Annotated in this window: 28 protein-coding genes; 12 read left to right on the top strand and 16 right to left on the bottom strand. The window is 65.6% G+C overall.

Annotation, left to right across the window (positions count from 1 at the left end; translation table 11 throughout):
- Nucleotides 1-15: 15 nt before the first annotated feature.
- From ABEJ63_RS05230 to cofD, 4 genes are read right to left on the bottom strand one after another with little or no spacing between them, the layout of a single operon-like run.
- A complete protein-coding gene (locus ABEJ63_RS05230) occupies nt 16-618 on the bottom strand; it encodes a DUF447 domain-containing protein (RefSeq protein WP_375795298.1) in 603 nt (200 codons plus the stop codon).
- Nucleotides 615-1,451: a triphosphoribosyl-dephospho-CoA synthase gene (locus ABEJ63_RS05225; RefSeq protein WP_375795297.1), complete on the bottom strand. Its 837-nt coding sequence runs from the start codon at nt 1,449-1,451 to the stop codon at nt 615-617. Before ABEJ63_RS05225 ends, ABEJ63_RS05230 begins: the two co-directional genes overlap by 4 nt.
- Nucleotides 1,448-2,188, bottom strand: a complete 741-nt coding sequence (locus tag ABEJ63_RS05220; RefSeq protein WP_375795296.1) for a tRNA-dihydrouridine synthase — start codon at nt 2,186-2,188, stop codon at nt 1,448-1,450. The genes ABEJ63_RS05225 and ABEJ63_RS05220 overlap by 4 nt, the downstream gene beginning before the upstream one ends.
- Entirely contained in the window at nt 2,188-3,180 is a 993-nt protein-coding gene (gene cofD, locus ABEJ63_RS05215) for a 2-phospho-L-lactate transferase (protein ID WP_375795295.1), read from the bottom strand. Before cofD ends, ABEJ63_RS05220 begins: the two co-directional genes overlap by 1 nt.
- A 79-nt stretch (nt 3,181-3,259) precedes the next feature.
- On the opposite strand from cofD, the gene ABEJ63_RS05210 reads away from it, so the two are divergent.
- From ABEJ63_RS05210 to ABEJ63_RS05195, 4 genes are all read left to right on the top strand, one after another.
- On the top strand, nt 3,260-4,411 hold the full coding sequence (locus ABEJ63_RS05210) for an HD domain-containing protein (protein WP_375795294.1): 1,152 nt from the start codon (nt 3,260-3,262) through the stop codon (nt 4,409-4,411).
- Between the two features lie 70 nt (nt 4,412-4,481).
- Nucleotides 4,482-5,702, top strand: a complete 1,221-nt coding sequence (locus ABEJ63_RS05205) for an HD domain-containing protein (RefSeq protein ID WP_375795293.1) — start codon at nt 4,482-4,484, stop codon at nt 5,700-5,702.
- Nucleotides 5,699-6,721, top strand: a complete 1,023-nt coding sequence (locus tag ABEJ63_RS05200) for an amidohydrolase family protein (RefSeq protein WP_375795292.1) — start codon at nt 5,699-5,701, stop codon at nt 6,719-6,721. Before ABEJ63_RS05205 ends, ABEJ63_RS05200 begins: the two co-directional genes overlap by 4 nt.
- Before the next feature lie 44 nt (nt 6,722-6,765).
- Nucleotides 6,766-7,206, top strand: coding sequence for a universal stress protein (locus ABEJ63_RS05195; RefSeq protein ID WP_375795291.1), 441 nt, complete (start codon nt 6,766-6,768; stop codon nt 7,204-7,206).
- A gap of 3 nt (nt 7,207-7,209) precedes the next feature.
- Here the strand turns inward: ABEJ63_RS05195 and ABEJ63_RS05190 are convergent, their stop codons facing one another.
- The 5 genes from ABEJ63_RS05190 to ABEJ63_RS05170 form a co-directional block, all read right to left on the bottom strand.
- A complete protein-coding gene (locus ABEJ63_RS05190) occupies nt 7,210-8,190 on the bottom strand; it encodes a biotin--[acetyl-CoA-carboxylase] ligase (RefSeq protein WP_375795290.1) in 981 nt (326 codons plus the stop codon).
- Nucleotides 8,191-8,220: 30 nt separating this feature from the next.
- Nucleotides 8,221-8,403 (bottom strand): hypothetical protein, encoded by a 183-nt coding sequence (locus tag ABEJ63_RS05185; protein ID WP_375795289.1) that lies wholly within the window; start codon nt 8,401-8,403, stop codon nt 8,221-8,223.
- Nucleotides 8,404-8,482: 79 nt separating this feature from the next.
- Nucleotides 8,483-8,659: a 50S ribosomal protein L37e gene (locus ABEJ63_RS05180; protein WP_375795288.1), complete on the bottom strand. Its 177-nt coding sequence runs from the start codon at nt 8,657-8,659 to the stop codon at nt 8,483-8,485.
- Complete coding sequence (locus ABEJ63_RS05175; protein ID WP_375795287.1) at nt 8,656-8,838, bottom strand: LSM domain-containing protein; 183 nt, start codon at nt 8,836-8,838, stop codon at nt 8,656-8,658. The genes ABEJ63_RS05180 and ABEJ63_RS05175 overlap by 4 nt, the downstream gene beginning before the upstream one ends.
- A 45-nt stretch (nt 8,839-8,883) precedes the next feature.
- Nucleotides 8,884-9,951: a M20/M25/M40 family metallo-hydrolase gene (locus ABEJ63_RS05170; RefSeq protein WP_375795286.1), complete on the bottom strand. Its 1,068-nt coding sequence runs from the start codon at nt 9,949-9,951 to the stop codon at nt 8,884-8,886.
- 80 nt (nt 9,952-10,031) lie between these two features.
- Here ABEJ63_RS05170 and ABEJ63_RS05165 point away from each other — a divergent pair, with 80 nt between their 5' ends.
- The gene (locus tag ABEJ63_RS05165; protein ID WP_375795285.1) at nt 10,032-10,235 is read left to right on the top strand and encodes a hypothetical protein; all 204 of its coding nucleotides are present in this window, start codon (nt 10,032-10,034) and stop codon (nt 10,233-10,235) included.
- A 5-nt stretch (nt 10,236-10,240) separates the two neighbouring features.
- On the opposite strand, the gene ABEJ63_RS05160 is transcribed toward ABEJ63_RS05165, so the two are convergent.
- The 3 genes from ABEJ63_RS05160 to ABEJ63_RS05150 form a co-directional block, all read right to left on the bottom strand.
- Entirely contained in the window at nt 10,241-10,879 is a 639-nt protein-coding gene (locus ABEJ63_RS05160) for a hypothetical protein (protein ID WP_375795284.1), read from the bottom strand.
- 64 nt (nt 10,880-10,943) lie between these two features.
- Complete coding sequence (locus tag ABEJ63_RS05155; protein WP_375795283.1) at nt 10,944-11,561, bottom strand: alpha/beta hydrolase; 618 nt, start codon at nt 11,559-11,561, stop codon at nt 10,944-10,946.
- Complete coding sequence (locus ABEJ63_RS05150; protein ID WP_375795282.1) at nt 11,558-12,508, bottom strand: ring-cleaving dioxygenase; 951 nt, start codon at nt 12,506-12,508, stop codon at nt 11,558-11,560. Before ABEJ63_RS05150 ends, ABEJ63_RS05155 begins: the two co-directional genes overlap by 4 nt.
- A 112-nt stretch (nt 12,509-12,620) precedes the next feature.
- Between ABEJ63_RS05150 and ABEJ63_RS05145 the strand changes: the two genes are divergently transcribed.
- Together ABEJ63_RS05145 and ABEJ63_RS05140 are read left to right on the top strand one after the other, a co-directional pair.
- Nucleotides 12,621-13,886, top strand: coding sequence for a tyrosine-type recombinase/integrase (locus ABEJ63_RS05145; RefSeq protein ID WP_375795281.1), 1,266 nt, complete (start codon nt 12,621-12,623; stop codon nt 13,884-13,886).
- 327 nt (nt 13,887-14,213) lie between these two features.
- The gene (locus tag ABEJ63_RS05140) at nt 14,214-14,558 is read left to right on the top strand and encodes a winged helix-turn-helix transcriptional regulator (protein ID WP_375795280.1); all 345 of its coding nucleotides are present in this window, start codon (nt 14,214-14,216) and stop codon (nt 14,556-14,558) included.
- A 1-nt stretch (nt 14,559) separates the two neighbouring features.
- On the opposite strand, the gene ABEJ63_RS05135 is transcribed toward ABEJ63_RS05140, so the two are convergent.
- Nucleotides 14,560-15,399 (bottom strand): 3-keto-5-aminohexanoate cleavage protein, encoded by an 840-nt coding sequence (locus tag ABEJ63_RS05135; protein WP_375795279.1) that lies wholly within the window; start codon nt 15,397-15,399, stop codon nt 14,560-14,562.
- On the bottom strand, nt 15,396-15,575 hold the full coding sequence (locus ABEJ63_RS05130; RefSeq protein ID WP_375795278.1) for a hypothetical protein: 180 nt from the start codon (nt 15,573-15,575) through the stop codon (nt 15,396-15,398). Before ABEJ63_RS05130 ends, ABEJ63_RS05135 begins: the two co-directional genes overlap by 4 nt.
- 80 nt (nt 15,576-15,655) lie before the next feature.
- Between ABEJ63_RS05130 and ABEJ63_RS05125 the strand changes: the two genes are divergently transcribed.
- Complete coding sequence (locus ABEJ63_RS05125; protein WP_375795277.1) at nt 15,656-16,606, top strand: zinc-dependent metalloprotease; 951 nt, start codon at nt 15,656-15,658, stop codon at nt 16,604-16,606.
- Here the strand turns inward: ABEJ63_RS05125 and ABEJ63_RS05120 are convergent.
- Complete coding sequence (locus ABEJ63_RS05120) at nt 16,603-18,738, bottom strand: thioredoxin domain-containing protein (protein WP_375795276.1); 2,136 nt, start codon at nt 18,736-18,738, stop codon at nt 16,603-16,605. The genes ABEJ63_RS05125 and ABEJ63_RS05120 overlap by 4 nt on opposite strands.
- Before the next feature lie 102 nt (nt 18,739-18,840).
- Here ABEJ63_RS05120 and ABEJ63_RS05115 point away from each other — a divergent pair, with 102 nt between their 5' ends.
- The 4 genes from ABEJ63_RS05115 to ABEJ63_RS05100 all read left to right on the top strand — a co-directional run bounded on the left by ABEJ63_RS05115 (nt 18,841) and on the right by ABEJ63_RS05100 (nt 24,385).
- Nucleotides 18,841-20,508, top strand: a complete 1,668-nt coding sequence (locus ABEJ63_RS05115; RefSeq protein ID WP_375795275.1) for an acyl-CoA synthetase — start codon at nt 18,841-18,843, stop codon at nt 20,506-20,508.
- A gap of 52 nt (nt 20,509-20,560) precedes the next feature.
- On the top strand, nt 20,561-21,895 hold the full coding sequence (gene purD / locus ABEJ63_RS05110) for a phosphoribosylamine--glycine ligase (RefSeq protein WP_375795274.1): 1,335 nt from the start codon (nt 20,561-20,563) through the stop codon (nt 21,893-21,895).
- 74 nt (nt 21,896-21,969) lie between these two features.
- A complete protein-coding gene (locus tag ABEJ63_RS05105) occupies nt 21,970-23,814 on the top strand; it encodes a DEAD/DEAH box helicase family protein (RefSeq protein WP_375795273.1) in 1,845 nt (614 codons plus the stop codon).
- 64 nt (nt 23,815-23,878) lie between these two features.
- Nucleotides 23,879-24,385, top strand: a complete 507-nt coding sequence (locus ABEJ63_RS05100) for an acyltransferase (RefSeq protein ID WP_375795272.1) — start codon at nt 23,879-23,881, stop codon at nt 24,383-24,385.
- 1 nt (nt 24,386) lies between these two features.
- Here ABEJ63_RS05100 and ABEJ63_RS05095 read toward each other — a convergent pair whose 3' ends face one another.
- Nucleotides 24,387-25,187, bottom strand: a complete 801-nt coding sequence (locus ABEJ63_RS05095) for a mechanosensitive ion channel domain-containing protein (RefSeq protein WP_375795271.1) — start codon at nt 25,185-25,187, stop codon at nt 24,387-24,389.

Here is a 25,187-nt window from a genome sequence, read left to right as displayed (position 1 = left end):
GCGTTCGACTCGGTCTCAGTCGCGCCAGTCAATGAGGTCCTCGAAACGCGCCCAGGCAGCCTGCTCGCGGGTGCCACCGGCCGACGACACGACATCCTCAAAGAAGCGGATGCGTTCACGGAGCCGACCGTCGTCGAATCCGTCGACGCCGAGTCGCGAGGCTGCCACCGTCGCCTCGATAACGGCTGCATGGCCTCGTGAGACAGTCGGGACGACCCGCTCGTCGACTGTCGCCGATTCGACGCGAAGCCGCCAGTCGGTCCAGTCTGTGCCCGCCTCGGTTCCTGAGGCGGTTTCGCTTGCAGCTACTTTCGCCCAGGCGGCTGCCGAGTCCAGTACCGGCGTCGCTTCTTCCCGGACGGCACATGCGGCGTCCACAAAGTCGACTGGATCGGGGGTGAATTGGACGTAGCCGCCGCCCCGTTCGCGGAAATTGCGCCATGTGCGGGTGCGGCCCCAGGTTCGCGCGGTCACTGGCTCGGCAAGCGGCTCATCGGGATCGACGCCACCCTCTGGGGCGTGGAGCCCAAGGGCAGCCACGTTCCAGCGCCCGTTCGGGCCTCGCGTAGTGACGACAGATTCGGTCACACCGTCCCAGCGGGCCGGCCAGGCGCTCACATCGACACCCCCTGTTCGAGCGCGACGTACAGCGCCGCGGAGGTGATGTCGGCCGTTGTGCCCGGATTGATACCGCGGTCGACAAACGCCTCGGCCAGCTGCTCGGGATCTTCCTCGCCGTTGAGGCATGCCTGCGCCCGTTCGCTTGCCTCCCGGGCGGCCGCATCGCCGACCGTCGTCCGCACGAACCCGTCCGGCCGCTCAGCGAGCAGTCGGAGAAATGCTTGCGCCCCTCGGTCGGCGACCGGTCCGTCGTCAGCCCGAATGCGCGCAGCCTCGCGGAACGTCCGCGGGAATCCCGCCGTCCACTCGTCAGCGTTGCCGTCGTCCTCTGTGCGCGCGAGCACGTCCCACAGGCTCAGGTCGCGGGCCTCGACGGTAGCCACCGCGTCAGCACCCCGACGCACGTCGAGATCGGCCATCCCTTCGGGCGGATCTGCGACGGCCACGTCGACGTGTTCGAACGCACGGTAAAATGCCGCGGCGTCGGCGACGGTCGTCGCCTCACAGACCTCTTTTACCCCCTCTCTCGAGAGGTCGCCGACGGCCGCCGCTCGCACCAGCGGTACCAAGAGGAGGAGACACCCGAACTGCGTGTTGTCACCTGCCCGTCGACTCATCCCCGCCACTGCCGTCTCGAAGGCCGAACCAATCGGCCCCTCCGTCGCCGCCGCGAGTCCTTCGCGAGCGCCAACTGCCCCGGCGAGGAACTGCTCGAAGTGGAGGTCCGGGTGGTCACGGTGTCGGTCGACGTTGCCGGGCTTGGGTGTGCCGGCCACCTCTAGCAGGAGCGCGAATTCTGCCGTGGCCGCGTGCTCGTCGAGACGGCTCACGCGTCCACCTCGTGGAGGTCGCTAAGTGCCTCGCTCACTCGCTCGAGCACGCGTGGGTCGTCCGATGGCCGGCCGACGCTAATAGCGTCGGCGCCGTATCTGAGGTACTCGCGGACAGTCGCACGGTCGCGGACACCATTGTTGGCGACGAGAAATGCATCCGTAGCTGCTCGTATCTCGCCGATGACGGCCTCCGAATCCATCGCGTCTACGTGGAGCAGGTCGGCACCCGCCCGTTCCAGCCGCGGCGCCAGCGCCGGCAGATCGACGCCCGCCACCTCAGTCCGTAACTTCACGCTCACAGTCGCGCCTACGTTGGCTGCTGCGCGGACGTACTCACAGAGGCGGTCGCCGTCTCGGAGCAGCCGCTCGCCCGCGCCTGTCTCGCACATCTCCGCCTGCCGACAGTGCGCATTCACCTCAAGGATGGCGTCGTGACTTGCGGCGACGGCCGCCGTCTTCGACAGTGGCCCGACGCTCGTCGTCCGGACGTTGATTGCTGGTCGGAGTGGTGTCTCCGCCAGCGCCGAGAACTGTTCGTCGACGAACGCGACCGGATTCTCAGGGAGGAACTCCTCGCGATCACGCTCGCACAGCCGGCGGGCAGCCGCGCGTGTCGGTTTGTCGAGCGAAATACCGCCGAGGAATGCACAGCCAGCCCACGGTGCACCGGCTCGCGCCCATGTTGCGTCGGCCGTGCCCGACAGTGATGCCAGAGCCAGCCGTGGCTCAAACATCAGGCCACCTCCCCAAGTGCTCGCTCTACCGCCGCTGCAACTCGGCGGCTATCAGCGGGCGTGTCGAGCGTCGTGTCTGTGCGCACGGTCGGTCGGTCGAGCGTCGTTGGGTCATCGCGGTCGAGCACAAATGCATCCGCGAACTCGTAGGTCGCAGCGACGCCGGCCGTCGATGGCTTTCGGCCGGTCGCGGCCATCAGCTTTCCTGCAGGGCCCGAGAAGACGCGGTCACCAATGAACGGCGACACGGCAACCACTGGTGTTGCCGCCAACGCCTCCCGTATCCCGTCGACGGCAAGCATCGGCCCCAGCGATGTGACTGGGTTCGATGGGCCGATGACGACCGGTGCCGACAGCGCGTTCAATACGGCGTCCGTCGGTGTGGCCCGGTCGCTCCCGCGGAACTCCACTCGCTCGACTGGCGGTTCTCCGCCGTGGGCGACCCACCATGCCTGGAAGTGCTGTGGGCCATCGGGCGTGTGAATAATAGTGGCGACGGGGTCGTCGCTCATCGGATAGATAGGTCGGTCGACGCCGAGCGCCCGCCGGAGCGTCGCCGTTGCCTCCGTCAGCGTCGCCCCTTCGTCAAGCAGGCCGGTGCGGGTGAGATGGACTGCCCGGTCGCGGTCGCCGATGTGCATGAATTCGGCCACTCCAGAGAAGCGTCGCCAGCGTGCAATGTCGCGGCCGGCCGTCTGTGCGTCCGCGGGGAGGTATCGTGGCCCCGCGGGCAGATCGGCCGCCGTGGCGAACTCCTGCAACTGGGCGTGCGTCTCAGCTGTATCACCGTCGATACCCCACCACGTCTCTGTGTCGAGTTCGCCCGCATCGGCGAATAACTGTGTGTCGAGGTCCGGACAGACGAGGTGGCCGGCAATCTCGATATCGTCGCCCGTGTTCGCCACGACGGGCGTATCCGCCGGCGGGAACACCGGTGCTGCTCCATCGAGAAGCTTCGGCGTTCCCGTTCCGCCGGCGAGGAACGTGACCATACTGGGGGTACGGGGGCGGCGGCTTGTGGCTTTCGTCGCTGAACCCAAGGGCAAAGCCGTCCCTCACCGAAGTCCGCGCGTGAACGCTATCAAGGACTCCGTCCACGACTGGATACCCCTCGATCCAGTCGCGGGGGATTTAATCGATACCCCAGCCGTCCAGCGACTCCGTCACGTCAAGCAGCTCTCTACCGTCCAGCTTGTCTACCCGAGTGCCAACCACACGCGGTTCGAGCACTCACTGGGGGTCTACCACCTCGCGGACCGCGCGCTCGAGTCGCTCGGGGTCGACGAACCGCAGGCCCAGACTGTCAGAGCTGCCGCCCTCCTTCACGACATCGGCCACGGCCCTTACGGCCACCAGACGGAGGAGATTATCCGCCGAGAGACGGGCCGCGATCACGACGAGATTGGTGAGCTACTGATCGAGACAGAGCTCGCCGGCGTGCTTGAAGCTCACGACATTGCCCCCGACCAAGTGGCTGCCCTGGTCCGCGGCGAGGGGGAGTTGGGCCAGCTCGTCTCGGGGGAGTTAGACGTCGACCGGATGGACTATCTAGTGCGTGACGCCCACCACACTGGCGTCCCGTACGGCACCATCGACCACGGCCGACTGGTACACGACCTGCGGTTCGTTGACGGGCAACTGGTGCTCACCGAGGGGAACGTCCAGACAGCGGAGTCGCTGCTGCTTGCGCGGGCACTGATGGACGGTATCGTCTACCGCCACCACGTCTCGCGCATCGCAGGAAAGATGCTGGAGCGGGCCGCGGAGCGGCTGCTTGCGGCAGACATCTCCGTTGACCAGTTCCGCCGAATGGCCGACCACGATCTGCTGGTTGCGCTCTGCGAGCGGGTGTCCGACCTCGGCGAGCGCATCGAGCGGCGCGACCTCTACAAGCGGGCAACGTGGGCTGGTCTTGAGACCGTGCCCGACGCTCTCACAGAGCTATCGCGGGCCGATGAGCGGCAGGCGGCCCGCGAGATAGCCGACCGCGCAGGCGTTCCCCGTGAACACGTCCTTGTCGATGTCCCTGACCGGCCGCGGCTGAAGGAGGCGCGGACGCGGGTGGTCGTTGGCGGCGTCGTTCAGCGGCTGGAAGAAGCCTCGAAGCTGGTCGGTGCCCTTCGGGACACGCGGCGCGCGGGCTGGCGGCTGGGCGTTTACGCGCCGGCCGACAAGACGGCAGCTGTCGGCCGCGCTGCTGAGGAAATTCTCGGGCTTGCGTAGTCGGGGACGACGGTTTTTGTATCGTGACGTCGAATCCACCGGTAATGACCACGGCACCCGGGTGGTGGGCGTGAGCGCCATCAAGGATTCCGTCCACGACCACATCACTGTCGAGGGCGTTGCCGAGCCGCTACTTGATACGCCGCCAGTCCAGCGGCTCCGCCGCATCTCGCAGTTGGGCACCGCCGCACTCGTCTACCCGAGCGCGAACCACACGCGATTCGAGCACTCGCTGGGCGTGTATCACCTCGCCGACGAGGCTCTCGGCCACCTCGGCATCGAGGGCCGGCAGGCAGAGCGGGTACGCGCCGCAGCGCTGCTTCACGACGTGGGCCACACCCCTTTCTCGCACAATACAGAGCGCGTGCTGGAGCGGCACGACGGCCGCTCACACGACGATGTCCACGACCTGCTGCGCGGCGGCGAAGTCGAGCGCGTGCTCGTTGCTCACGACCTTGACCCCGATCGGGTTGCCGACCTCGTGGCCGGCGAGGGGCAATTAGGCCAGCTCGTTTCGGGGGAGTTAGACGTCGACCGGATGGACTATCTGGTGCGTGACGCCCACCATACTGGCGTCCCGTACGGTACTATCGATCACGGCCGTCTTCTCCGCGAGCTTCGATTCGTCGACGGGGAGCTTGTGCTCGCCGAGGGGAACGTTCAGACAGCGGAGTCGCTGCTGCTCGCACGGGCGCTGATGACGCCGACCGTGTACTCCCACCATGTGGCCCGCATCTCGAAGGCGATGCTCCGGCGGGCGGCGGAGGCGCTCGTCGGCGAGCACGTCTCGGCCGACGAGTTCCGCCGCTGGGACGACCACGATCTGCTGGTGGCGCTGCGCACGCATGAGACGACGGCCGGCTACGCCCGCCGGCTGGATGACCGTGATCTGTTCAAGCGGGCAGTGTGGGCCGAACACGCTGACGTGCCGGAGTCACTGACGGCAGCAGACCACGCGACGGTCCGCGAGCACGAGCGGGCTATCGCCGACCGCGCGGGCGTCGCCGAGAGTGAAGTCATCCTTGACGTGCCCCCGGAGCCGTCGATGGCCGAGTCGAGCACACGCGTCGTCGTCAACGGCGAGGTGCGTCGACTCGATTCCCAGTCCACGCTCGTGGGCGCGCTCCGGACTGCCAACCGCGAGCAGTGGCGGCTGGGCGTTTACGCGCCGGCCGACGAGACAGCAGCTGTCGGCCGCGCCGCCGAGGACGTCCTCGGACTCGATGTCGACGCGCTGGTCGTTGATGTCCGGAAAGGTATACACCAGACGCTCGACGAGTACGGCGCATGAGAGAGCGTACGCTTGAGGGCCTGGTATTCTGCGGGGCCGACTTCGAACCGGCCGAAGGCCGGGTCCTCGTCGCGGACGGCGAGATACGCGCCGTCGAGCCCACCAGCGTCGAGAGCGACGACTGGATACTGCCGGCGTTTGTCAACGCCCACACGCATATCGGGGATTCTATCGCCAAGGAGGCTGGCCGGGGGCTCTCGCTTGACGAACTGGTCGCGCCCCCGGACGGCCTGAAGCACCGGCTGCTCCGGGAGACTCCCCGCGAAGAGATGGTCGCAGCGATGCGCAACTCCATCGCATACATGCGTGAGTCAGGTACTGCGGCATTCCTTGAGTTCCGTGAGGGGGGCGTTGAGGGCGTTGAGCGTCTCCGCGAGGCCGCCGCTGACAGTCCAGTTGAGCCGGTCGTGCTTGGCCGTGAAACGGTGGATGCACTCGAACTCGCGGACGGTTTTGGCGCTAGCGGTGCCCGAGACGGCGAATTCGGCACCGAGCGGGCCGCGGCTCGCAAGGCCGACAAACTGTTTGGCGTCCACGCTGGTGAGCGGGATGCTGCCGACGTCGACGGCGCACTTGACTTGGATCCAGACTTCCTTGTCCATATGGTTCACACCCGCCCCCATCACCTCGACCGGGTCGCCGACAGTGGGGTGCCTATCGTCTGCTGTCCACGATCGAACCTCGTCACGGATGTCGGCCTCCCGGACTTCGAGACGTTGGCCGAGACGACGACGCTCGCCTTGGGGACTGACAACGTGATGTTGAATTCGCCGAGTATGTTTCGCGAGATGGCGGTGACGGCGAAACACTCCGGCCTGGACGCGGCTGCAGTGCTCCGGATGGCGACCCGCAACGGCGCCGTCATTGCTGGCCGCGACTACGGCCTTATCGAGAAGGGGCGGCCGGCGAAACTCCAAGTACTCGATGGCGGGAGCACCAATCTCGCCGGCGCGCGCGATCCCGTCAGAGCCGTTGTCAGGCGGGCTGGCACCGCGGACGTCCGCGAGACGCTGCTATGAGCCGACGGGCAACCATTATCCGGCGGCACGTGTGATGTGTTATCATGTACGACCGGATACTCGTCCCGACGGACGGGGCACCGGGAATCGAGCGGGTAATTTCGCACGCTGGCGAGCTGGCAACAGTGCACGGCGCAGTTGTCGAGTTCGTCTACGTCGTTGACTCAGGTACGGTCGCCAGTCTGCCGGTTGAGTCCTCTTGGGAGGGAGTCGCCGAGATGCTTCGTGAGGAGGGAGAGTCGTCGCTCGCGAGCGCGGCCGAGACTGTCACCGATGCCCACCCATCGCTGGAGGTGGAGCGGACGATGCTGGAGGGGACCCCCGCGGGTGAAGTCGTCCGGTACGCTGACCGGTCGGAGGCGGACCTTATCTGCATGGGGACTCACGGCCGTGGGGGGCTTAACCGGCTGTTGCTGGGCAGTGTCGCCGAGCGTGTCGTTCGCGCAAGCGAGGTGCCCGTATTGACCGTCCGCGTGAGCGAGTGACGACTACCGCGGTCTCAGATGCTCACAGTCGCCGGCTGCGACCCGGACCGGCCCTTCTGTCGTCTCCACGATGAGCGCGCCAGGAAACTCCACGTCCGTCGCCGTCCCTTCGACGACACCGCGGGGCGTCTCGACACGCACTTCCCGGCCGAGCGTAAGTGCCCGCCTGCGCCACGCCGGGAGGACGGACTCGAGGTCGCTCGTCAGCTCAAGGAACCGGTCGAGCACCCCTGCGAGGAACGCACGTCGGGAGACCGGTCCGCCCTCGCCGGCGAGGCTTGTTGCACCTGCCGGGAGTTTTGCTGGGTCAACATTGGCGTTAACCCCGATTCCGGCGATGAGCCACGACACCCGGTCTGCCTCTCCTTCCATCTCGGTCAACACGCCGGCGAGTTTCGCGCCGTCTGTCGGCGGGTCGCGCTCGCCAGTCGGCCCCGCCGCGATATCATCTGCGGTTGGCTGGGGAACAAGCACGTCATTGGGCCACTTGATGCCGGCATCGACGCCTGCTTCCGCGGCTGTCTCGGCGACGGCGATGGCCGCTGCGAGCGTGAACGCCGGCGACTCTGCGGGCGGCACATCCGGCCGGGTAACGAGCGAGGCGTAGATACCGCCCACTGGCGAGACCCACTCGCGGTCGAGTCGGCCCCGGCCGCCGGTCTGTCGCTCGGCGACGACGGCAAGGCCATCGGCGCCGTCGGCCGCCCGCTCACGAGCTGTCGCGTTCGTCGATGCTAACTCGTCGTGGAACTCTACCTCAACATTGGCCGCGAGTTCGTGTTCGATTGCGGCAGCGCCGTATTCCGGAACGGTTCGGAGTTCGTAGCCGTCAGCGGTATCCGTTATCTCGAAGCCGGCCTCTCGAAGCCGCTGGACGTGGTTCCAGATGGCTGCCCGGGAGATATCGAGCTGTGCCGCTAGCTCTGGTCCGGTCGCGGGCCCCGACTCCAGTGTCTCGAGCACGCGACGGCGCGTCTCCTGCATACCTCGGCTCTGCGCCGGTGATTCTTGAGTTCAGGGGTCCTCTGCCGGGCGGACGAACATCCACCCAAAGCCGCCCAGCACGAGCCCGGCCGCGACGCCGGCAGCGAACCCTGCCCGCGGCTCGCCGACAACGATGCCCGCGAGCGTGGCGGTAGTCAATCCGGCCGCGAAGAAGGCACCTGCCCGCACAGGGCCTGCTGCAAGGAAATTCACAGCTTACCTGCGGCCGGTGACCCGACCAGTGAGTGGTTCAATCGATAGAGCCAGAGGAATCGAGCCGCGAACGTCTCGGTCAGTGGTCGCCGCTTTTCGATTGCCACGCGTAGTCGCGCCGCTTGGCGGACTTACCGAACCCGCAGGCGGAACAGACCTTCTTCCGAGAGTGATAGGACTTCTCGCCGCAGCGTCGACACTTGACGTGCGTCGTCTTGTTCTTCTTCCCCTGCGACGGGGTGCCGGCTCCGGTCATGGTTGAATCGAAACGACGTTGTCGCCGCGGATAATCGTTGTGTTCTCGCCCTCAAGCACGAGGTTCATGTGCTGGTCGTAGCCGTCCAGCGTCCCGGCAACGGTGTCTCCTCCTTTCAGGGTCACCGTTACGTCCTCACCGAGTGTCGCCTCAAGCACGTCGAGCGGTCGGTCGGCCATGTCACTGCTCCCAGCCCGCCCGACTTAAACACACCGAGACGGCGCTTACACTTCGACGCTAAACGGGGCGAAGGATGCTGCACGGGCCGCGAACCGGCCCATCAGCTCCCCAACCTCGTCTAAATCCTCCGTGTCGATTACCTCGACTGGCGTGTGCATGTAGCGGTTGGGGATGGCGAGATTCAACGACGCAACGCCTGCACGGGAGGTGTAGAAGCTCTCGGCATCCGTGCCGGTATCGGAGCCAGCGGCCGACAACTGGACATCGACGCCAGCGTCGTCGGCGACCGTCCGGACTGCCTTGACGACGACAGGGTGGTTGGCGGAACCGCGGCCGACAACCGGTCCCTCTCCGAGTTCGATACCCGACCCTTTGTCACCAGGCGACTCGGGGGTATCTGTCGCGTGGGTGACGTCCGCGGCGATAGCCACGTCTGGGTCGAGGTCGTAGCCAACCATCTTCGCGCCGTTGCGGCCGACCTCCTCCTGAACGGTGGAGACGGCGTAGACCGTAGCGTCGGCGTCCCGCTCGACCGCACGCCGGAATCCCTCGGCGGCCGTCCAGACGCCCGTCCGGTTGTCCATCCCCCGGGCGGCGACGAGCGATCCCTCGAGATCCTGCACCGACGTGTCGAAGGTGATCGGATCGCCCACCTCGACGTGCTCACGGGCCTCCGTCTCGTCCACGGCGCCGATATCGACGTGCATCTCGGCAATGTCGCTCTGTGTATCGTCGTCGTGATCGCGCAGGTGGATAGCCGTCTGGCCGACGACGCCCGGTACCGGGCCGTCGCTGCCGTGGACGGTGACATACTGACCGCGGGTGACGGTGCGGTCGGCGCCGCCGACCCGCGTCAGCTTCAGGAAGCCGTCGTCGGTGACATCTCGGACCATCAGTCCAATCTCATCTCCATGCCCCGCGAGGACGACCGAACAGTCGACTGCCGGGTCGCCCTCATGGACGGCAACGGCGTTGCCGTACGCGTCGGTGCGAACCTCGTCTGCGTACTCCTCAAGGTAGTCGACGAACACCCGCTGGCCGGCCGTCTCGAAGCCGCTCGGGGTGGCCGTCGCGAGCAACTCGTCCAAGAAGGCTCTGTGTCGCTCCTCCATACCCGCGTGTCAGGCGCTCAGACCATAACAGACCCGGTTCCGTGCACCACGGCTAAGGGCTCACACGGTGAGGTATCCGTATGGACGTCACGCTGCTCGAACTCAACGTGGACGGAATCCAGCTATCGACAGGCGGTGACGGCGGCGTCGCCTTGACCGACGACGAGGCCGAGTCCTCCCCAGAGTCGGAGGGCCGACCGTGGCTCGCGGCGCTTATCGGCCTGCTCTTTCTCGCCGTGCTGGCGGAGCTGGCGAGACGCCGGCTCGGCGGCAAGTCGGCCTAATCTGCTCACAGCAGGAACACTACCCCTAGTCCGAGCGCGTAGACGCCAAGCTGGACGGCCGCGGTCCGGCCGGGCGACAGGTCGCCCGGTAGCGCGTCCAGCGCCAACGGCGTCGGGTGGACAAACGCCAGTAGCAGATAGAGTCCGGGAACGAGCGTCCCGAACGCCCCGAGCCCAAGGAACAGCAGCGACAGTTCCAGCCCGGCCGCAGTGAAGTACAACTGCCCGGCGGTATCCTCGCCCTCAAGAACAGCACCGGTGACGGCGAATCCGACAACGGCTGCAAGCACCCACACGTGCCAGAACGCGTACTGGACGAGGTCGGCCGGAAGGAGGCCAGCAGCTGCGGCGGCCGTGTAGCCGAACGCGGCGGCGTTCAGCCCGACCCATGTCGCCACGACCCGGTTGTACCAGACCCACCGGGGACAGAGCCCGACAGCAATTCCGGCGATGAGTGCGAAGACAGCCAACCAGCCGCCGACGGCCGTCACGATGGGATCGAAAGGTGCGACACTAGACGAGCGCAAGAGCAGCGCGGTACCGCCCCAGCCGATTGTCAGGAGCGCGGCCCCGAACCCAAGCAGGCCGCGCCGGCCCAGCTGACGGCTGGCCGACGCCGAGCGGTCGACCTCGACAGAGGACATAGACACTGTTGGGGCGACATCCCGTTAAACCTGTTCCGCGGCCGCACGGGGCCCGCAACGCCGGCTACAGGTCGGCGACGCGCTCGCGCAGGTAGTCGAGTTCGTCCTCATTGACACCGTGGCCCATTCCCTCGTAGATGCGCTCTTCGACATCGGCCCCCAGCGACTCGAAGATGTCGCGGGTTTCGTGGACCCGCTCGACAGGGATGTGCGGGTCGACGTCTGAACAGCCGAGAAAGACAGGCGTCCCGTCAAGATTCTCCTTGTACTCGCCGAGCGTCTCGCCGATGAGTCCGCCGGACAGTGCGGCGACGCCGCCGTACCGCCCGGGATGTGTGGCGGCGTATTCGGTCGTGAGACACGCACCCTGTGAGAAACCAACGAGGAGGACTCGTTCCCGCGAGACGCCCGCGTCGACGATCCCTTCCACGAGCCGGTCGATAGCCGCGAGTCCGTCTGTGCGGCCGGGCTCGTTGCGCTCGACGGGCGCGAGGAAAGAGTTGGGGTACCAGGTATTGTTTGTCGCCTGCGGCGCGGCGTAGGCCACGTCCTCCCGTGGAAACTCTTGATGTATCGCGAGGATGGATCGGGCCGTTGCCCCCCGGCCGTGGGTCAAGACGACGGCGGCGTTCGCCTCCTCAGGTGCGGCACCCGCCCGCGCGGGGTCGTTCTCGTGGGTCATCGCGAGACCTCCGCGGCCGGCGCGGTCAGGTCGGGCAACGCCGCCTCGATGCGCTCGCGATCCTCCTCTAGCCATGGCGGCAACTGGAGCGACTCGCCAAGTTCGTCAACGGACTCATCGGTGGTGAACCCCGGCCCTTCTGTCGCGAACTCGAAGAGGACGCCATTCTCCTCACGGAAGTATATTGATCGGAAGTACTGGCGGTCCTTCTGAGGGGTGACGCGGAAGCCCCGCTCGGCAAGCGCCTCCCGCCACGCAGACTGCGTCTCGTCGTCTGGGACACGGAAGGCGACATGGTGGACGGTTCCGACGCCGGGGCGGCCTTGTCGGTCGATCGTATGCAGGTCGACGACGGTCGCGGCGTCGCCGCCGGCAACCAGTCGGGTGAACTCGCCCTCGGTCGCGGTCGTCTCGTAACCCATGAACTCAAGGAGGTCCCTCGTCGGGGTGGGATTGCTCACTGCGAGCGTGACGCCGTGAAACCCGTGAATCGCGTGCCCTGCGGGGACATCGCTCCCGGTCCACGGCTCAATTGGTGTCTCCGCGGTCGTCGCGACCAGTTCGTAGCGGAGGCCATCCGGGTCACGGAAGGCGAGTATCTCGTCGTCGAATCGCTCGCCGACCGGATCGCGGTCGACGTCGTGAGCGTCGAGCCGTTCAGCCCAGTAGTCGAGGCTATCGGCGGGGACGTGGAACGCTGTGGTCTCCACCTGACCTGCACCGACCTGTCCGGGGCGGCCGCTCTCAAACGGGAAGAACGTGAGCGCGGTGCCCGGTTCGCCTGTCTCGTTGCCGTAGTAGAGATGGTACGTGGTGACGTCGTCGAAGTTGACCGTCTGCTTGACGAGCCGCAGACCAAGCACCTCGGTGAAGAAGTGGACATTCCGCTCTGGATCGCCCGCGGCGCTCGTCACATGGTGCAGCCCGTCAACTGGCACTGTCGTCATGTTACCTAGTAGTGCTCCGAAACTACTTATACGCTCCCGGACCTACATGATAGCAGGTTACACTGCTGTTACCCCTGGGTAATTTCATAGTGCTATGGAGTGACACGCAGGTATGGCGCAAGCCTCCCCCCGTGAGGAGTACGCCAAGACCCGTGAACGCCTCGATAGACACCGCGAGAACGGCAATATCTCCTCCCGCGAGCACGAGGCAATCGTGGAGTTTCTCGACGCCCACGACGAGGAGAATCTGACGGTGGCCCTCGACCCCGACCGCGAGCATCTCTCGACCAATTCTCTTGAGACGTATTGCACTCGGCTATACATCATCGCCAAGCGAACGGAGTTTGACTTGATGGACGCCACCGCTGATGATGTCAACGAGTTCTTCACGCAGATGTTGGCCGACGACGTGTGGGCGCAGAACACCGCTCGGATGCGTCAATCCAACCTGCGGATGTTCTACGAGTATCACGACATACTCGACCCAGAGGACATCTCGCTTGCCCCACCGTCCGACTCACCAGTGACCGAGGACGATGTGTTCACCAGTGACGAAATTCAGCGAATGCGAGATGCGTGCCCGAACCCCCGCGACCGATGCCTGCTTGAACTGCTCATCTTCACAGGCCAGCGAGTGCGGGCGATTCAAACGCTCCGAATCAAAGATGTCGATGTCGAGGGTGGGCTATTCCGTCTGAATCCGACCGTCGAGGGACTCAAAGGAGCGGATGGGAAGCGGTCGCTTCTCGGAGCACGCGCCTTTGTCGAGGATTGGCTTGAGTACCATCCAGCGAGTGACGACCCAGATGCGTACCTCATCTGTCCGATTCACACGAAGCACAAGGAGAACGAGGCAGGTTCGATGCTCAACGGTGGACAAATTCGTGCCCGACTTCGGAAGATTGGCGAGGCTGCCGACATCGAGAAAGACGTAAATCCGCACGCCTTCCGCCACACCTTTGTGACAATCGCCAAGCGGCAGTACGGATTAGACAATGATGACATTAAGTGGATAATCGGACACAACGCTGCCTCGCGGGTCATGGAGACGACCTACCAACATCTCACCGATGAGGACCGTATTCAATCGGTCGAAGAACAAGCGGGCTATCGAGAAGCCGAGGACGCCGTCGAGGGACTCGACGAGTGTCCCAACTGCCGGCGTGGGAACATCCCAAGCGGTGCAAACGTGTGTCCGTACTGTGGCGAGACACTCACCATCGCAGGTGAGGAGACGAAGCAGACTGTCCGTGGGGATGTCGCAGACTCACGGGAGATGGCCAAGGGACGCGGCGAGGACGAGGATCAAGAGGCAATCGAGAAACTCGAACGACTCCTATCCGAGAATCCAGAACTTCTCAACGAGTTAAGCGAGTAGTTCGGGAGTTAGGCGGCGACCGTCTCTGTGTCGCCACGTTCCCGTCTCGACTCGCGTTGTTCGAGGACCTCGCGGGCAATCCTTCGGGAGTTATACACCGACTGTGTGCCCTCTCACGCCCGTTAGACGGCACGCACGCCGTGCGGGGAACCCACAAGTGCGGGCATGACAGCGAGGGTTTGCGGTATCCCCACACAAGCGGGTATCACGACGCAACCACTATACCGTCTGACCGCATATTGTGGGATGAGATGCCCGAACTAACGCATATGGTGGCCCAGAATCGAATATCATCTATGTCCAACAAAAATCTTACAGGCAACAGCAATGTCATCTGACAGATATAGCGAGGAGGCGTGCGTGGTGATAGATTCGCTCGAACAGATTGGCTCACAGTGGCGACTCATCGTGTTGCACGACCTGCAGGATGGCGAGAAGCGGTTCAACGAGCTGAAGCGATCGACAGACGCCTCATCGCGCACGCTCTCACGTGTGCTCGATGACCTCGGCGAGATGGGGTTTGTCGACCGCCGATTGGAGGAGGACGCGCCCGTCGCCACTTACTACTCGCTCACGGAGAAAGGCAGGTCGCTCAACCCCGTCTTCGACGCCATCGAGGAGTGGGCCGCAGACTGGCTCGACCCTGAGGAGGAGACGCTGCTGGCCGACTGACTCATAGTTCGAGTATCTCTCGGGCCTCCGCGGGGGTAGCCACGGGCCGCTCTAGTGTCTCGGCCAGCTTGGCCGCCCGCTCGACCAGCTGTGCGTTGCTCGTCGCAAGTTCCCCTCGCCGGTAGTAGACGTTGTCTTCGAGGCCAACGCGGACGTGTCCCCCGAAGATGAGTCCCATCGCCGTAAAGGGAAGCTGGTGGGGGCCAAAGCCGACCGTGTTGAACAGCGTCTCCTCGGGTAGGTCGCGCACCGACGCAAGGAAGTTGCCAGGCGTTGGCCGGGTGAGTGTGCCATTCCCGAAGATGAGGGTCCCGTAGTATGGTGGCTCAAGCGGCCCCTCCTCGATGAGTCGGCGTGCCTCCGTGATGTGCCCGGAATTGAACAGTTCCATCTCCGGCTTGATGCCCCGCTCTGCCATCTCAGTAGCGAGCGAGTCGATTAGCCCACGAGTGTTCTCGCTCGTGAGCCGGTCGTAGCGGTTGAGCGGCCCCATGTCGAGACTCGCCATATCGGGCGCGGGGTCAGTGCGCAGTGGCTCGTGGCGGCTGTCGTCGGGAGCGCCGGTGCCGCCCGTGGAGTGTTGAACAACGAGATCCGTTCGCTCGCGGACAGACCTCGTCAGCGCCTGAAACCGCTCGCGGGAGAATGCTCGCTCGCCATGCTCGTCGCGGGCGTGGAGGTGGACGACGCTTGCGCCCGCCGCTTCGCAAGCCTCGGCGGCCGCGGCGATCTCCTCGGGGGCTTCCGGTATCGCCGGGTTCGCCTCCTTGCCGTGGACGCCGCCGGTCAGCGCCGCTGTGATGATGACGGGCTCGCCCGCGAGGTACGTCTCGTAACTCATCCCTCGTGGTCGCGGTATATCTCGCAGTGGTCGGCGTGCGAGGGCTCGTACCGGTCGTTGCAGATGTCCGCCCGCATCGGCTGAACGAACGACTCCGTCACGGTACAGAAGGCTCGCTCGGTCTCGAACGAGCGACCATCACCCTCCGTCCGATAGTCGAGGTGTGGACAGGTCACATCGGGACCTGGGTCGGCCACCAGCTTAGTCGTTGGCCGGCGGGGAGAAGGCCTATGCAAACTCCTCTCTTACCGACGCTATGACCTTGTACCGCGCGGTTCGAGCGGTTGCCGACACGTCCGGAGACGGCCCTATCGACTGGGGGGCGGCCGCCGAGGTGGCAAAGGCATCCGTCCCGCCGGGTGACCTCGAACTGTCCGACGCCGAGCGGGCCGGGTACGCCGCCGACGTGCGCGATGCCCGCGACCGAGTGCGCGAGGTTGCCGGCCTCGACTTCGACTTGCCCGGAACCGTCGAGATTCAGCACCGCCACCACTGGATTGACGCGAACGTCGACACGTTCCGGCGGGTGATGGACCCCGTCGCCGGCCGGCTCGACGCGCCCGTCCCCGGCTTCGCCCGCTCGCTCAACACAGGGACGATGGGCGCGACACTCGCCTTCCTTGGGCGCAACGTACTCGGCCAGTACGACCCGCTGCTGCTCGCTGACGGCGGCGACCACGCACTCTACTTCGTCCACCCCAACATCCGTCGGGTCGCCGACCTGCTCGACGTGGCCGAGCCACGGTTCCGTCGCTGGATTGCCTTCCACGAGGTGGCCCACGCCGCAGAGTTCGGCGCCGCGCCGTGGCTCTCCGAACGGCTCGAGACGCTGCTACAAGAAGGGGTCGCCGGCCTCGCCGAGGGCCGATTCGACCGTGGAGCGTTGCGCGAGGTGAACGTCGCCATGACTGCGGTCGAAGGGTACGCGGAACTCGTGATGGACCGTGCGTTCGACGACGAGTACGACGACCTGCGTCGGAAGCTCGACGACCGTCGCGGCGGCCGCGGCCCAGTTGGGCGGCTGGTGCGCCGGCTGCTCGGCTTTGGCATGAAGCGTGACCAGTACGAGCGTGGCAAGGCGTTCTTCGACGCTGTTGCCGACGAGCGCGGCCTCCAAGGTGCGGGCGCCGTTTGGGCTGCCCCCGAGAACCTCCCATCGGACACGGAACTCGACGACCCCGCGAAGTGGCTGGCACGCGTATCCTAAGGCTGCCAGTCAAGCGCGGCCGACAGCGAGGACTGCGGCGGTGAGCAGGCTCGCCCGCGACAGGCGTACACTGTCGGCCCCTCACGCGCCGTCCGCGCGGCCCAGATGGGCGGCGCCTCCGGTAACCCGAGCGTGTCGAGCCACGGCATCAGCCCTTCGTCGGTCGGGGGTCGTACGGACAGCAGCCGCAGCGGGAGGTACCGCTCGGCGAGCGTCGCCCGATAGTCTTCCGGAAGGCTGTCAGCGGCCACCGTCAGCTCTCGGCGGCCGACGGCGAGCGCGTCGGCCGCGAGCACGAAGGCCCCGTGCTCGATTGGACTCTCCTCGAGCGTGCTCGCGTGCGTCTCAGTTACCCGTTCGGCCACCTCCGCGAACCGGTCGTCAGTTCTAAAGTGCGACAGCGCGTCCAGCGTCTCGACGGCGACGCCCGTGCTTGAGGGGGTTGAGGAATCACTCAGCTCCTGTGGCCGCGCGACCAGCGACTCACCATCTGTTGGCGTGAAGTACAGCGTGCCGCGGTCGTCGTAGAACCGCTCGACGAGCGTCTCTCCAAGCGAGAGAGCGAACGCGAGGTGGTTGACCTCACCGGTCGCCTCGTAGGTGTTGAGCGCGCCCCGGGCAAGGAACGCGTAGTCCTCGAGGTAGCCGTCGCCCTTCACGTCGCCGTCCTTCCAGCGGCGCGCGAGCTGGTCGCCGTCCCAGAGCCGCTCGCGGACGAACCCGAGCGCGTCGGCGGCCGTCTCGGCGTACCGCTCATCGAGTGCTAGCGCCGCCTCCGCGAACGCAGAGATCATCAGCCCGTTCCAGCCCGCGAGCACCTTCTCGTCTCGGGGCGGTTGTGGCCGGTCGGCGCGGGCAGCGCGGGCCTGCGCGGTTGCCCGCTCGAGCCCACGCTCAACGGCCGACTCAGGCAATCCGAACTCATCGGCCAGTTCGGCGACGGAGCGACGTTCAGTGAGCACGTTCCACGACTCGGCCGGCTCGTCGAGCGCCTGTTCGGGCTCAAAGTTACCCGCCGCGTCGACACCGTAGCGGGCGCGGAACAGCTCCGCGTCCGCGGGATCTTCGATTGCGGCGGTCGCCTGTTCGGGGGTCCAGACGTAGAAGGCCCCCTCGACGCGCTGGTCACCGTGTACCGAGCGGGCGTCCAGCGTCGAGAAGAATCCGCCCGCCTCGTGACGCAACTCCCGGTTGACGAACCCCAGCGTTTCCTCGACCACTTCGGCGTAGCGGTCGACGCCGAACAACTGATGGCCCGCGAGGAACGTCCGCACGAGCCCTGCCTGGTCGTACAACATCTTCTCAAAGTGGGGGACGACCCACTCGCGATCCGTACAGTAGCGGTGGAAGCCACCCCCGAGATGGTCGTAGAGTCCGCCAGCGGCCATCGCGTCAAGCGTCTCGCGAGCTACCTCGGCGTACGTCTCCGTGTTGGTCCGGTCGGCCGCGCGCAACAGTAGGTCGACTCGCGGTGGATTTGGGAATTTCTGGCCACGACCGAAGCCGCCATGCTCTCGGTCGGCTCGGCGGACGGCTGCGCTCGCGGCACTTTCGAGGAACGCGGCATCAGGTCGGTCGCTCGCCTCCGGCACCTCCTCCAGCTCTCCCTTAGCTGCGGCCGTCCACTGCTCGGCCCGCTCTTCCATTTCGGCGCGCTCGTCGGGGTCGGCCCACGCGTCGGCGATACGATTGACCAACTGCTGGAAGCCCGGACGATTGTGCTTGGAGTCTTTTGGAAAATATGTGCCGACGAAGAAAGGCTTCCCTTCGGGTGTACAGAAGACAGTGAGCGGCCAGCCGGCTTGGCCACGGACGAGCTGACAGACAGTGATGTACAGCGAATCGAGGTCGGGTCGTTCTTCGCGATCGACTTTGATTGGGACGAAGGACTCGTTGAGCTGCGCGGCTACATCGGGATCCTCGAAGCTCTCCTCAGCCATCACGTGACACCAGTGACACGACGAGTAACCGACCGACAGAAAAATTGGCCGGTCCTCGCGTTCGGCTGCTGCGAGTGCGGTGTCGTCCCACGGCTGCCAATTAACTGGGTTGTCGGCGTGCTGGCGGAGGTACGGTGATGCCTCCGCGTTGAGGCGGTTGCGCGAGAGGGGCGCGTCGGCGGTGTCGGTCATGTGCCGGCTTGTGGGCCCGTCCGTAAACCAGCGGCGCTCGCGTGTGCGCACTGCACTGTGGCGATAGAAAGGCTTGTTAGCCAGTCACTGTCACCCGCCGGTATGGCACCGACACGACGGCTCGACGCCTACTGGTTCCACGAGCGGCAGTGGGACGAGTATGCCGACCTGCGCGACGCGTTCGAGTGGGAATGGCCGGATCGGTTCAACATGGCTGCGTACGTCTGTGACCGATGGGCCGACAACCGGCCAGAGCGCCCGGCGCTCCGCGTCGAAGGCCGGCGCAGCGAGACGCTGACGTTCGCCGATCTTGACGCTGCGGCGAGCCGACTCGCGGGCCACCTCCGGGCCTCAGGCGTCGAGCGGGGCGACCGGGTCGGCGTGAACGCCCCCCAATGTGCCGAGACGGCGATTTCCCACATCGCCTGCTGGAAAATCGGGGCTGTCTCTGTACCGCTATCGACGCTGTTCGGTCCTGAAGCAGTCGAGTACCGGCTCTCGGACGCCGGCGCAGTCGCCGCCATCGTCCACGATGACGCGCTTGCGCAGTTCCGCGAGGCAACTGCTGAGATGGACCTCCAAACGGTTGCGCTCGTGGGCGAGGCCGACCCCGAGCGAGACGTTGAGGTGGCCTTCGAGACGGCACTTACAGGCAACGAGCCTGACTTCCCCGCCGTCGACACCGCTGCCGAAGAAGATGCACTGCTCATCTACACCTCTGGGACGACAGGAAATCCGAAGGGAGTGCGCCACGCCCACCGAATGCTGCTGGGCGTACTCCCGCTGTTTCTCACCTCTTTCTGTAATCTCGATCTGCGAGATGGCGATACGTTCTGGACACCCTCGGAATGGGCGTGGGTTGCCTCACTGTTTGATGTGGTGATGCCCGCGCTGTTCTACGGCCAGTCGGTCGTCGCCCGAGAGTCGGCAGGATCCTTCGACCCAGCGGCCGCGTTCGGGACGCTGGAGAGACATGGCGTGACGGAGTTCTTCGCGCCACCGACTGCGCTCCGGATGATGATGACTGTCGACGCCGACCCGGTCGGAAGCGTCCGGACCGTCGCTTCTGGTGGCGAGTCGCTGGGTGCGAGCATCCGCGAGTGGGCTGACGATGTTTTCGAGGGGGCGGCCGTCCACGAGGCGTATGGGCAGACGGAGGCGAACATGGTAGCCGGGGACTGCACTGCTCTCGCTGAATCCCGTGACGGCTACATCGGCTTGCCCGGGCCTGGCCACGAAATCGCGATTCTTGACCCCGAGACCGCTGAGCCGACCGTCTCGGCCGGTGAGTCCGGCGAGATTGCCGTCCGTTATGAGGGGAACCCGGTCTGCTTCCGCGAGTACTGGGATGAACCCGAGCAAACAGCCGCGAAGGTGGTCAATGGCTGGCTGTTGACGGAGGACCTCGGCCGAATGGATGAAGATGGTTACCTCGCCTTCGAGGCTCGCAAGGACGACGTTATTATTTCGGCCGGCTATCGTATTGGTCCCGTTGAGATAGAGGAGTCACTGGCGGGCCACGAGGCAGTGACCGACGCGGCGGTCGTCGGCGTCCCTGATGACGAGCGGGGCGAGGTACCAAAGGCGTTCGTGGTTCTCGCGGACGGCTGGGCGCCGACCGACGAGACCCGTCAGATCCTCCGCGAGCACGTCCGTGACCGGCTCGCCAAGTACGAGTATCCTCGCGATATCGAGTTTCGTGACACGTTGCCTAAGACCGCGACAGGAAAGCTCCGGCGAGCATCGCTGAAGACCGAGTCGGGCAGATAGCTGGCTGCCGGAATCTGCAACCTTTACGCGGGCGCCTGCCGGTAGCCCGCGTATGCACGATGACGAACGCGTGCTGCTCGTCGGCGGCGGCGGTCGTGAACACGCCATCGCCCGCGCGGTAGCCCGCTCGGACGCGACGCTGTTTGCCTGTGCGTCGAACCGTAACCCGGGTATCGCGGCGCTAGCGGCCGATGTCGAGCTGCTCGAGGAGACAAGCCCCGAGGCTGTCGCCGCCTACGCCGAGTCGATCGGCGCGACGGCCGCCGTCGTCGGGCCGGAGACTCCCCTCGAAGCAGGCGTGAGCGACGCGCTCGATGCAGTGGGCATCTACGCGTTCGCGCCTGGGGCCGCCGAGGCTCGCATTGAGACGGACAAGCAGTTCCAGCGTGACTTCCTCGACGAGCACGGCATCGCGGGCAACCCAGACTACGCGACGTTTGACGACACCGAGGCGGCCTGCGCGTACATCGATGAGTACGACGGCGATCTTGCCGTGAAGCCTGCTGGCCTCACAGGCGGAAAAGGGGTGCGTGTCATCGGCGACCAGGTGACTCCGGCAGAGGCCAAGCAATATCTCCGCGACTCCGAGTACGACCGTGTCGTCCTTGAGGAGCGGCTTGTCGGCGAGGAGTTCACCGTGCAGGCGTTCGTCGCTGACGGTGACCTGCGCGTTACGCCGGCCGTCCAAGATCACAAACGCGCCTACGAGGGCGATGAGGGGCCCAACACCGGTGGGATGGGGAGCTACTCGGCGGCCACCCCAGATCTTCCCTTCATGGAGCGAGCCGAGTACGATGCCGCTGTCGACATCATGCAGTCGGTCGTCGCGGCGCTCCCTGACTACAAGGGTGTGCTCTATGGTCAGTTCATGCTCACGGCCGAGGGACCGAAAATTGTCGAATTTAACGCCCGATTCGGCGACCCAGAGGCGATGAACACTCTCCCCGTGCTGGAGACCTCGTTTATAGATGTCGTGACCGCCGCCCGCGACGGCAAACCACTGCCAGAGTTGTCGTTCGCGTCGCAGGCGACGGTCTGCAAGTACGCGGTCCCCGACGGCTACCCAACTAACCCGGAGGCTGGTGCAAGGGTGCAGGTCGACGAAACCGTCATTAACCGCGTTAACGAGGCACATGGCAGCTCGGCGGACGTCAATCTGTTCTACGCCAGTGTCGACGCCCGCGAGGACGGTATCTACACGACCACCTCCCGCTCGTTTGCTGTCGTTGGCCGCGCGGGAACCATCGCCGAGGCGGAGGCAATCGTCGACGAGACACTGGCCGAAGCTGGCACAGAGGGCCTCCGCGTCCGCCACGACATCGGAAAATCGGACTTGGTCCAGCGCCGTATCGACCACATGCGGCGTCTACGTGGGCAGGCGGAGTAGACCCCGGCCGTACACCCGGTGGTGTCCGCCGTCGACGCGCGCTGCTTTTGTCCGTCGACCCGCTACTGCCGGTAGTGACCGACGCCGACGACGCTGACGATGCGCCTGACATCCCTGCTCTCGGGCTTGACGACTTCTACGACGCCTTGGAATCGGTCGGTCGGCCGCTGCTTACCGCCACCGAACTTGCACGGGTGCTCAGTTGCACGCAGGCCGAGGCACTGGCAGCCCTTGAGCAGCTGCCAGACGACCAGGTTGCCGCCGTGGATACGGCGACCGACCCGCGGGTGTGGTTTCCTCGCGACTACAAAGCGACCGCCGACCGCGAGCGGGTCGTCGTCTTTCCCGGCGCGCGCCGAATCGTCGTTGACGGCGCCTCGCAGTTCACTCGCGCACAGCTCTCGCAGTTTGCTCATCTTGAGGACGCCAACCGCGATGGTGGCTATGTCTACGAGGTGCGCGAGGAAGATGTCTGGAGTGCCCCCTACGACGACTTCGCGGCACTCGAACGGACGATGCGGCAGGCGCTTGACGGACGTTATGAAGATCTTGAGGGGTGGGTGCGCGACCAGTGGGAGCGCGCTCGGAAGTTTCGACTCACTACCCACGAAGACGGATACACAGTGCTGGAGGCAAAATCAGCCGATCTCATGGGCAACGTTGCCGAGCGGGAACTTGAGGCGGGCCAGATTCGCGCACTCGTCTCCGATACAGAGGCGTGGATTGCCGAGGAGTCTGTCGCGGCCGTCAAGCGGACACTCTATGAGGCGGGTTACCCTGTCCTCGATACGCGCCATCTCGACACCGGCGAGCCGTTGCCGGTCGAACTCCGGGTCGATCTCCGTGAATACCAGCAGGAATGGGTCAACCGGTTCGTCGAGAAGCGCTCCGGCATCCTCGTCGGGCCGCCGGGGTCAGGTAAGACCGTCGCCGCGATGGGGGTGATGAGTGCCATCGAGGGGGAGACACTCGTGCTCGTTCCCGGTCGGGAACTCGCTGCCCAGTGGCGTGAGACGATTCTTGAGCACACATCGCTGACTCCACAGCAGGTTGGCGAGTACCACGGCGGCACCAAGCAGATACGCCCTGTCACCGTCGCCACCTACCAGACGGCGGGAATGGACCGCCACCGCCATCTGTTCGACGACCGCAAGTGGGGGCTTATTGTCTACGACGAGGTCCATCATATCCCCTCGCCAGTCTACCGACGGAGCGCGGATTTACAGGCGAAACATCGGCTCGGGCTGTCGGCGACACCCGTCCGCGAAACAGATGACCAACACGAAATCTATACGCTCATCGGCCCGCCTATCGGGACGAACTGGTCGGCACTGTTCGACGCCGGCTACGTCGCCGAACCGGAGGTTGAGATTCGGTTTGTTCCTTGGGGCGACGACGAGGCCGCGCGCGCCTACGACGCCGCCGTCGGCCACGAGAAGCGACAGGCGGCCGCCGAGAATCCCGCCAAGGTGCGCGAAATCGAAGCCATCCGGCGAGCACATCCTGGCGCAAAGACGCTTGTCTTCGTGGAATACATCGACCAGGGGGAGGCAATCGCGGAAGCGCTGTCGGTACCGTTTGTCTCTGGGGAGATGCCCCACGCTCGTCGCCGAAAGCTGTTCGACGAGTTCCGCAACGGCCCCCGCGACGTCCTCGTCGTCTCGCGGGTGGGTGACGAGGGTATCGACCTGCCGGGAGCCGAGATAGCAATTGCTGCCTCTGGGCTGGGTGGGAGTCGCCGGCAGGGTGCCCAGCGAGCCGGCCGGACGATGCGGCCCGTCGGGAAGGCGCGGATGTACGTGCTCGCGACCCGTGGTACACGCGAAGAAGAGTTCGCCCGCTCGCGTACCCGCCACCTCCAAGGGAAGGGTATCCGCGTACGGGAACGGCCCGCAGAGAGCGTCGAGACCAGCGAATAAGTCAACGGGCCGCGCGACGGGGAGACGGAGGTAGCTTCAAATCGCCCCGGCCGCTATGTGGTCCGTGAGCGACTCGGGGACGCGGTTCGACCGGCTGGAGCGCCACGAAACGCCGGGGCCACGCAATTCGCTGTGGTCATGGACCGACCAGAAGTCGCCGCTTCGGGTCATCTATAATTACCTGTTTGTGCTACTGGCACGGTTGGCGCCGTCGTTACGCGTGAAGAACTGGGCGCTCCGCCGGTTGGGCGTTTCCGTCGGCGATGGCGTCGCATGGGGGCTGGAAGCGACGCCGGACGTGTTTTGGCCCGAGCGAATCGAGCTTCGAGAGGGATGCATCGTTGGCTACGACGCCGTTATCCTGTGTCACGAGTTCCTGCAAGACGAGTACCGGCTCGGCGACGTCGTCGTCGGTGAACGGGCGATGGTGGGCGCGAAGGCCGTCATCCTCCCAGGAGTCCGAATCGGTGCCGGCGCGCAGGTAGCTGCGGGGTCACTTGTCACCGATGATGTCCCACCTGAGACGACGGTTGCGGGCGTTCCTGCCGAGATTCGCGAGCCGCGCGAGTGACTCAGCCCCGCACGACCACGACACCCGACCGAAACACGCGGTGGTTGGGGACGACGAACTCCTCGCCGTCCGACTCGATGCGGGTGACGAACGTGTCCACTTCCTGAACGATGCCGCGGCGGCCGTCCACTTCCACCTCGTCACCGATGACGTACGGCTCCGTCAACAGCAGGTAGATGCCGGCGGCGGCGGCCGCCAGCAGGTCTTTCATGGCCAGCCCGCCCAGTAAGACGACGCCGAACGCGTAGGCGGCGAGCAGAATCAACAGCGGGAGCGTCGCCACCCCCAGCTGTGACAGCGCGATGAGGGTAGCGACATAGAAGACGCTATACTTCACCAGCCGCGGCAGCAGGCCAGCCTCGGGCACCTTCACGCCGCGGAGTCGCTCGCCGACGTACAGTTCCAGTTTGTCGCCCGTGATGATGCCGACGATGAATACGAACGCGGCGACGAACACCTGCCGGAGGAAGCCGGTCAACTGGAGTGTCAGCAGATCCTGAGGGACTGGACCGACGAGCCGCAGCGACGCCAGCCCGCCAACAGCCAGGACGAATAGCCCACAGAGGTTCGCCAGTAATCCTACGGTTGAGGTGCCGAATCGACGGGCGGTCCGCTCGAAGGGCGTCCCATCGACGGCCTCGGGGACGTCGAGTCCGTAGAGCAGCCCGCGGACGTACCGGCGCGCGAGGAGTCCAGCGACAACGGCCAATAGGAGGACAACCAGCCCCGCGAACAGGTCGACCCGGTCGGTGAACAGTCGCACGAGCGCGTCCAGTAGGTCGGCCGTCGAGAATTGGAGCAT

The sequence above is a fragment of the Halosegnis sp. genome, from assembly GCF_042216475.1.
Lineage (GTDB): Archaea > Halobacteriota > Halobacteria > Halobacteriales > Haloarculaceae > Halosegnis.
This window is presented reverse-complemented; position numbering and strand designations above follow the sequence as displayed.